General features: G+C 72.1%; 5 protein-coding genes, 3 tRNA genes and 1 pseudogene. 8 read left to right on the forward strand and 1 reads right to left on the reverse strand.

The genetic code is table 11. The features are described 5' to 3' along the window. Window positions 1-106 precede the first annotated feature (106 nt). The 8 genes and pseudogenes from DEIPI_RS32270 to DEIPI_RS0117465 all read left to right on the forward strand — a co-directional run bounded on the left by DEIPI_RS32270 (window position 107) and on the right by DEIPI_RS0117465 (window position 4,638). Window positions 107-1,804 (forward strand): annotated as a pseudogene (locus DEIPI_RS32270) (phenylalanine--tRNA ligase subunit beta). A 99-nt stretch (window positions 1,805-1,903) separates the two neighbouring features. Next, window positions 1,904-1,980: transfer RNA gene (locus DEIPI_RS0117435), tRNA-Pro, on the forward strand. Between the two features lie 3 nt (window positions 1,981-1,983). Then, window positions 1,984-2,057, forward strand: a tRNA-Gly gene (locus tag DEIPI_RS0117440). A gap of 33 nt (window positions 2,058-2,090) precedes the next feature. Continuing rightward, window positions 2,091-2,167 (forward strand) — tRNA-Arg (locus DEIPI_RS0117445). Between the two features lie 84 nt (window positions 2,168-2,251). After that, a complete protein-coding gene (locus DEIPI_RS35730; RefSeq protein ID WP_027482605.1) occupies window positions 2,252-2,887 on the forward strand; it encodes a hypothetical protein in 636 nt (211 codons plus the stop codon). 79 nt (window positions 2,888-2,966) lie between these two features. Next, a complete protein-coding gene (locus DEIPI_RS32280) occupies window positions 2,967-3,392 on the forward strand; it encodes a T3SS (YopN, CesT) and YbjN peptide-binding chaperone 1 (RefSeq protein WP_052351808.1) in 426 nt (141 codons plus the stop codon). Window positions 3,393-3,407: 15 nt separating this feature from the next. Beyond that, the gene (locus DEIPI_RS32285) at window positions 3,408-3,800 is read left to right on the forward strand and encodes a YbjN domain-containing protein (protein ID WP_052351809.1); all 393 of its coding nucleotides are present in this window, start codon (window positions 3,408-3,410) and stop codon (window positions 3,798-3,800) included. Between the two features lie 55 nt (window positions 3,801-3,855). After that, a complete protein-coding gene (locus DEIPI_RS0117465) occupies window positions 3,856-4,638 on the forward strand; it encodes a hypothetical protein (protein WP_027482606.1) in 783 nt (260 codons plus the stop codon). Window positions 4,639-4,644: 6 nt separating this feature from the next. Here the strand turns inward: DEIPI_RS0117465 and DEIPI_RS41555 are convergent, their stop codons facing one another. Beyond that, complete coding sequence (locus DEIPI_RS41555) at window positions 4,645-5,133, reverse strand: hypothetical protein (protein WP_027482607.1); 489 nt, start codon at window positions 5,131-5,133, stop codon at window positions 4,645-4,647. Window positions 5,134-5,414: the final 281 nt, after the last annotated feature.

Below are 5,414 nucleotides of genomic sequence, written 5' to 3' on the forward strand. Positions count from 1 at the left end.
CGACAGGGAAGCGCCCGCGCCCGTGCGGATCGGCGTGACGGACGGCTGCGACCGCTTCGTCGGACGCGTCGCGACGTCGGTGCGCAACGGCCCGAGCCCGCTGGAGGTGCAGCGCCGCCTCCTCGCGAGCGGCCTGCGTCCCATCGACCTCATCGTGGATGCCAGCAACTACGTGATGCTGGAGCTGGGTCAGCCCACCGCGCTCTACGACGCGCGCGACATCGGCGGCGAACTGCGCGCCGACGCCGCCCACGAGGGCGAGACGGTCGTGACGCTCTCCGGTGACGAGAAGAAGCTCGCGGCGGGCGACCTCGTGATCCGGAGCGCCGACGGCGAGATCGTGGGAATCGCCGGAATCAGCGGCGCCCGGCGCGGCGAGGTCCGCGCGGACACCACGGACGTCGTGCTGGAGGCCGCGCACTTCGATCCCGTCCGCCTGCGTCTCACGGCGCGCCGACTGGACCTCAAGACGGACGCCGTGTACCGCTACGAACGCGGCGTGGACCCGAACCTGCCCGCGTGGGCCGCGAACCGCATCATGGAGCTCCTCGCGCGGCACGGCGGCGCGCAGGTGCATCCCGGCGTGACGGACGTGGGCGGCGAGCAGACCCGCGCGCCCCTCACGTTCAGCCCCGCGAAGGCGCGCGCCCTGCTCGGCATCGACCTTCCCGACGAGGTGATGCGCCGCTCGCTGGAGAAGCTCGGGTGCGTGGTCGAGGCGCGACCCGACGAGGTCGGGCGAGCCGTTGAGTTCGAGGCGCGACCGGATTCCTGGCAGGTCACGCCGCCCACGTGGCGCGTCGACATGAACATCCAGGAGGACCTCGCCGAGGAGGTCATCCGCCTGCACGGCTACGGCGAGCTGCCCGAGACGCTGCCCACCTTCCGCGTCCACGAGAGCAACGTCGGCGAGGGCGACGCGTCGCGCGCCAAGCGTGACCTGCGCGCCGCCTTCGCGTTCGGCGGCTTCCAGGAGGTCGTGACGTACACCTTCACCTCCGACGAGGAGGCCGCCCGGGCCCGCGCGCCCCGCCCGCACCTGCGCCTGCGCAACCCCCTCACGAGCGAACGCACCGCGATGCGCACCGCGCTCTACCCGAGCCTGCTGCGTACCGCCCTCGCGAACCCGCAGCAGGGCTCGCTGCTGCTCTTCGAGGTGGGCCGCGTCTTCCCCGAGAGCGGCGAGGTCGAACGCCTCGGGGCGCTCATGCGCGGTCCCCTCGCGCCCGCGACGTGGCAGCCGGGCGTGGCGGGCGGCTTCTACGTCTTCAAGGGCGCGCTCGAGGCGGTCGCGTCCGCGCTCGGCGCGACGCTCGACCTGGCGTAGCTGCGCGGCGAGGACGTCCCGCCCGCCCTGCACCCCGGCGTGGCCGCGCGCGTCCTGTGGAACGGCACGGCGGTCGGCTGGCTCGGCGCACTGCATCCCGGCGTCGCGAGCGACGTGGGCCTCAAGGGAGACACGTACCTCATGGAGGTCGAACTGCCCCTCCCGGGCCGCCCCTGGGGCTTTCGGGATCCGCTGCGTACGCCCGCGAACCTGCGAGACCTCGCCGTGATCGCCCCGCGGGACGTGACGTACCGTGACCTGCGCGAGGTGCTGCGCCGCGAGGGCGGCGACCTGCTCGAACGCGTCGACGTGTTCGACGTGTACGAGGGCCCCTCCATCCCGGAGGGCCAGCGGTCCCTCGCGGTGCGCCTCACGTACCGCGGCGCGCGCACCCTGCAGGACACGGACGTGGATCCCGAGTTCGCCCGCGCGATCGACGCGGTGCGCCGCGAGGGCTGGACGGTCCGCGAACGCTAGGCCAAGACGGCGGGGTGCGAGGGACTAGCCCTCACGCCCCGTCCCCTGCTATGATTTCGGGGCGCGTCCGGCCCAGGTGGGCAGGGCGGGCTCGCGCCTCGAGGCGTAGCGCAGGCCGGTAGCGCACTTGGTTTGGGACCAAGGGGTCGCTGGTTCGAATCCAGTCGCCTCGACCACCCGCGGGATTGGTGTAGTGGTAGCACAGCAGCCTTCCAAGCTTCTGGCACCGGTTCGAACCCGGTATCCCGCTCCAAGCGGCCCCCGCGCAAGCGGGGGCTCACTGTTTGCGCCCTTAGCTCAGCTGGATAGAGCAACCGCCTTCTAAGCGGTCGGTCGCAGGTTCGAATCCTGCAGGGCGCGCCACGGGAAACCCCGCCTTCAGCGGGGTTCCTCTTTTGACCCTCGCCCCTCCTCTCGCGGCTATCCTGGTCGCGTGAGGAGGCCCGCGTGATCGCCCTGACCCTGCTGGGCGTCACCGTCCTGTGCACGGTGGTGCACCTCGCCGGGCTGTGCCTGGGGACCGTCCTGGCGGGGGAGCGGGTGGGGACGGTCGGGCTGTTCGGCGGGCCGACGTTGTTGCGCCTGCGGCTCCTCGGGGTGACGTTGCGGCTCGGGCTCGTCCCGGTCGGCGGGTACGTGACGTCGCGCTTCCCGAACGGGAACGCGCCCGCGCCCTTCATAGCCGCCGTCATGAACGCCTGCGGTCCGCTCGCGCTGCTCCTGCTGGGCGCCCTGCTGATCGGGTGGGTGGACGCGCTGGGCGAGTTCGGCCGGGGGTTCGGTCAGCTCTTCTGGGGCGCCCTGATGCCCCGGGCGCACGGCGCGGCGCTGGTGCTGGGCGCGGCGGACCTCGTGGCACGCGGGCAGGTCGCGCTCGTCGTGGGACTGCTCGCCGTGAAGATGGCGGCCCTCAATCTCCTGCCCTTCACGGGATCGAACGGTGGCGCGCTCCTGGAGTCGCTTCTCGGGGCGGGACGGTCCGCGCGGGTGGCGGGCGTCCTGGGAGCGCCGCAACTCGCGCTCCTCGCGGTGCTGCTCGTCGGGTGGGGCGTGGCGATCGTCCTCGCGGTCCTCACGGGCTGAATTGTGAGTCAGCTGTCTCTCCCGCGCGCAGGCGTGCGTTTTGCGCGGCCCGCGCACGTCCGGAGCGCATCCTGAAGGCATGGAGGACCTCACCGAGACCACCGCCCCGAGCCTCGCGCGCACGTACCGCGACTTCCTCTACCGGGAAGGCTACCGTCCGGAGATCGACGCGGACGGCGACGTCACCTTCAAGGCCGAGGGGCTCTTCTGCTTCATCGACGTGACCCCGTCGGACCCGACGTACCTGCGTGTCGTCGTACCGAACATCTGGAGCCTCGACGACGAGCAGGAGCGCCTGCGGGCCTTCCGCGTCGCGAACGAGGTGCAGCGCGAGCTCAAGGGCCTCAAGATCACCTTCGCCCCGCACGACGACACGTGGATCGCGACGGAGGTCTTCCTGGAGGACGAGGACGCCTTCGAGAACACCCTGATGCGCTGCGTGCGGGTCCTGCTGATCGGCGTGCACCGCTTCCGTGACCTGATGCGCGCCGCGTCCCTCTCCTGAGGACCGAGGAGGACCATGCACACACCGAACCCGAAGGCCGCCGCGTACCTCGACTTCCTCGCGCAGGAAGGCTACCGACCCCGCCTCGACGAGGACGGCGACGTCGCCTTCCAGTACCAGGGCGGGCACTTCTACCTCGACACGCGTGGCGCCGACCCGCAGTACTTCCAGCTGACCTTCCCGTGGTTCCACGAGTTCACGCCCGAGGAGCGCCCGCGCGTCCTGGAGGTCGCCGCGACCGTCACGGCGGAGTCGAAGGTCGTGAAGATCTACCCGCAGGGGAACGACACGATGGCCACGGTGGAACTGTTCCTGCCCGACGGGGACGCGTGGCGGCCCGTGTTCACGCGGGCGGTGCGCAGCCTGTGGCACGCGGTGGGCCGCTTCCGTGAGCTCGTCGCGGATTGAGCTCCTCAGGCCGAACGTCCCTGTCTCCTCACCCTCGCGTCCGTGATGATGGGTCATGCCGACCCGTGACTTCCTGCGTCAACTCCTCAGCAAGGAACTGCGCCGCCGCCTGCAGGACGTGGACCTCACCGACCCGAAGGGCGTGCTGCGCTGGGTGGAGCGGCACGCGCGCGAGGTCGTCGGGAATCCCGCCTTCGATCCGCTGCTGCGCCTCCTGAACGACGCGGGCGTCGTGATCGAGCCGCGCGAGGGCCTGCTGGCCACGCTGCACGTGCGGCAGGCGCTCCTCGCGACGGGACTCGACCGCGAGGGCGTCGCGCGCTACCTCGACGTGACGCCCGAGACGATCGAGCAGCTCCTCAGCGGCGAGCTCGACGTGAGCCGCACCAGCACCACCCTGCGCGGCAAGCTGGTGAGCCTCATCGTGGCGACCGCCCCGAGGTACGAGGCGGGGATGCGCCGCGCGCTCGGCATGGAGGGCGCCGCGGCACCCGGAGCCCCGGAGGTGAAGGCGCCGCCCACCCCGACCCGGGAGGCGCCCGTCCAGCCGCCCGAGCCGCTCGCCCCGACGGCCCTGCCCGCGCCCGCCGCGATCCTCACGAAGGAAAGCGCGCCGGAGGGCGGGAAGGTCAAGCGCCTCACGCTGCGCGCGCCCGTCTCGGGGGACGTGTCCCTCCCGGCGGGCTGGTCCGTGGATCTCGCGGAGGGCGAGGCGGGCGGCACCTGCCTGTGCAGCGACGACCTGGGGCGGCTGTACGTCGTGGAGGGAGCGCGCCTCAAGGACGCCCTGCGGGTGCTGGGGCGCGTGGTGGCCCTGCACCCGCCGCTGGAGGAGTGAGGACGCTCAGTTCAGCCGGATCGTCGCGCCGCGCACCGTCACGTCGCCGCGGCCCTCCACGGTCACCTCGCGGCCCCTGAGGACGAGCCGTCCGCCCGCCTCGACGGTCACGTCGCCCTCGGCCTGAACGTGCAGGGCGAGGCGCCGCGTGTCCATCCGGACGCTGGTGCCCTGCGCGTCCCGCACGAGGACGTAGGGTTCCTCGGGGTCCTCGCCGAACTCCACCCAGCAGCGGGTGCCGCCGTTGTTGAAGTAGCCGTACACGGCGTGCGAGAGGTACGTGCCGGGCATGTGCGGGTCGCGGCTGCCGTCGGGGCGCAGGCTGCCGAAGGTCTCGACGTACTGCTGCCAGTTCGCGACGAAGACGGGGGTGTTGGCGGGTCCGCCGGGCGCGAAGCCGATGAAGGCGGCGGTGGTGGTGCCGACGCCCTCGATGGGGCGTGGACCTCCGCTGCTTTCCTCGACGTAGACGCCGGGCGAGAGGTACTCGGGCATGCTTCCTCCTGGGGTGTGGTGTTCTCCGGTCCTGTCGTCCGGAGCTCAGCGTTCAGGGTAGGAAGGCCGGAAGTGCCCATCGCCGGGTTGTCTGAACAGGCGGGGCGGGAGGGTGGAAAACGTCGTCTCCGAAGAGGAAAATCACGCGTCGACGCTTTGACCTCCTTGTCTGGACAACTCGCGTCCGGGGGGTGCCGGGCGTGCCACGCTGGGCGCATGGCAGGCCCCGCGCTCCGACTCGGCGATCCCGGCGCGCACGGCGGCACCGTCACGGGAGGCGC

It is taken from the genome of Deinococcus pimensis DSM 21231, from assembly GCF_000519345.1.
Lineage (GTDB): Bacteria > Deinococcota > Deinococci > Deinococcales > Deinococcaceae > Deinococcus_A > Deinococcus_A pimensis.